The sequence below is a fragment of the Metabacillus rhizolycopersici genome, from assembly GCF_020075705.1.
Map to the genome: position 1 here is coordinate 1 of NZ_JAIQUM010000181.1, position 2,403 is coordinate 2,403.

Genomic DNA, 2,403 nt, shown 5'->3' on the forward strand with positions numbered 1-2,403 from the left:
TAGCTACCGTACAGAAACATTACCAGCAAATCTATTACAAGCACAACGTGATTACTTCGGTGCTCACACGTATCAACGTGTTGACAAAGAAGGAGTTTTCCATACGAACTGGATGTAATTATTCGTTGGATTTGAAAGATGTACTCGTAAGATTCTATACATGAATAAATAGAACCTTTTAAATATCCTCTTCTAGCTGACATTGTCTATCTAGAAGAGGATATTTTTGTATAACAAATTTTTTATTCCGAGAATAATGTGCTGTAAAATCAGTGTTGATGGAATCCTCATATTAAACGCTCATTTTAGTCCATTGGCTTTCAATAATCTCGTCGAATTCTTTATTTTCAATCGTTAAATTTAACTCAGGAACTTCAAAAAAGTTTTTTATAGCAAGAGCACATGCGCCCATTACACAAGCATACTTCCCTAGATCAGATATCAATAGTTCATTAAAGTGGCTAACGGAAGAAGTTAGATGGGATTTAAGGTTATTTTCAACTCCAGGATACATCTTCAATAACTCACTATTTAGTACGAGAGTTTCTGGATTAAGCAGGTTAATGATATTATTAAGCCCAATCGATATATCTTTAATAAATAGCTCCATTTGGTCACATACTATAGGATCTTTTGCTATTAAAAGATTTTGGACATCTTCCAACGATAAGTTTGGTTTATGATATTTTTCTGCCAATTGTTTTAAAAAACTTTCTTCTGAGGCATATAACTCCCAACAACCGAAGTTACCACATTTACAAGGTTTACCATCAGGAACAATAATCATATGGCCCATTTCCCCAGCATAACCATGATAGCCTTTAAGCGGTTCGCCTTTTATCAATACGCCAAGTCCAATTCCTGAGGACATGCTAATACTTAATAAATTCTCACTTTTATGATGATTAAATACTTTTTCTGCAAATGCACTTAAGTTTGCGTTATTATCAATATGGATGTCTAGGTTAAAAACTTTTTCTAGATCAGCTTTTAAATCTTTATTCTTCCATTGATGTGAAGGAACAAAATTGATGACTTCGTCTTTTGTTACAATACCGTGTATTCCGATACCAATCCCAACAATACCAAAATGACTTGAAGAACATTCATTTTGGTAGTCTTTTATCTGTTTTATTAATAATTCAAGAATTTCATCGTAATTAGAGTTTTGAATCTCTACAGTATCAGTATGAACAGGTTGGCCCATTAAATCAGAAAACGTAAATGTGATCGATCGATAGTCAAGATCGATACCTAAAACAAATCCAGCTTTGCGATTAATCGATAGCATGATTGGTTTTCTTCCCACATTATTATATTCTTGATGAGATTCAACAATCAGTTCCTCCTCTAATAAATCAGCTGCTTGGACTGAAATTGTTGCCCTCGTTAATTTTGTTATTTTTGATATTTCTGCTCTAGAAATTAGACCATGTTCAATAATTTTGCTAATAATTAAGGACCTATTTAATTTTTTAATATAAGAAGCATCACCAATAGCTGCCATGTAATTTCACCTTTCCAATCAAGATAGTTTTCAAATTTAATAAGTATTTTTTGTTCTCGTTTAGGAAATTATAAAATTCTTGTACTGTGGATAAGTATAAGACATCCAGCGTAAGCGTCCGGCCCCTCTTGGGTCTAAGCCGATCAGGAATTGAAGGTAAAAAACACCTTCTATTCCTGATCGGCTTATGCTTGCCTTAGGCTGATCAAGGCACTTACACTTTTGTTCCTCCATACAAACAGTAATGGTTGAAGAGAACGTTTTTTAAATCAACTTCTCCCGAGCAATATCGTATAAAATGATAATTGTGACGAAAAATAATCATTCATCTACTATTTATTGACGAGGCACTTTTGAAATGATATTCTACTGATAGATAATTAATTTGTTTTGTAAACAAATTAATTGGTATACGGAAAAATAACCCAAACGTTAATAATAATAATATCATTATAACACATATTAATCACAAGTGTGAAAGGGTTTTCATTTTTGTGTGAAAATTCAAACAAATGATGATTAGACAAAATAAATTCAGTCCGTAAATGGGGGCTGAAGGAACAATAATTTGAAATCGTTTTTAGACAAGGATTTTCTATTAGCGAATCTGACAGCGGAAAAACTTTACCATAGACAGATATTACAAGCTTAAATAAGGAGTGAAGCAAATTTTATGGGTATTCTTCAAGAGTTATTAAAAGATATTCCACTACCTAAAATGGCAAAAGTAAGACAAAATTTTGACGATTCAAAAATTGAACATCTTGGTGAAGCAATCAAAGAAAAATTGCAACGAGATGCGATTGAACAGAAAATTAAGCCAGGCATGGAAATTGCGATCGCAGTAGGTAGCCGTGGCTTGGATCGCCTCCCAGAAATTACGGCAACAACCGTGC

2 protein-coding genes and 1 pseudogene are annotated in these 2,403 nt (G+C 33.1%); 2 read left to right on the forward strand and 1 reads right to left on the reverse strand.

The genetic code is table 11. The annotated features are described in order from the left end of the window. The coding region (locus K9V48_RS27685) for a hypothetical protein (RefSeq protein ID WP_224142270.1) at window positions 1-118 on the forward strand (118 nt) is incomplete at its 5' end. 174 nt (window positions 119-292) lie between these two features. On the opposite strand, the gene K9V48_RS27690 is transcribed toward K9V48_RS27685, so the two are convergent. After that, complete coding sequence (locus tag K9V48_RS27690; RefSeq protein ID WP_224142269.1) at window positions 293-1,507, reverse strand: ROK family transcriptional regulator; 1,215 nt, start codon at window positions 1,505-1,507, stop codon at window positions 293-295. 673 nt (window positions 1,508-2,180) lie between these two features. On the opposite strand from K9V48_RS27690, the pseudogene K9V48_RS27695 reads away from it, so the two are divergent. Continuing rightward, a pseudogene (locus tag K9V48_RS27695) lies at window positions 2,181-2,403 on the forward strand (nickel pincer cofactor-dependent isomerase, group 22); the annotation flags it as partial.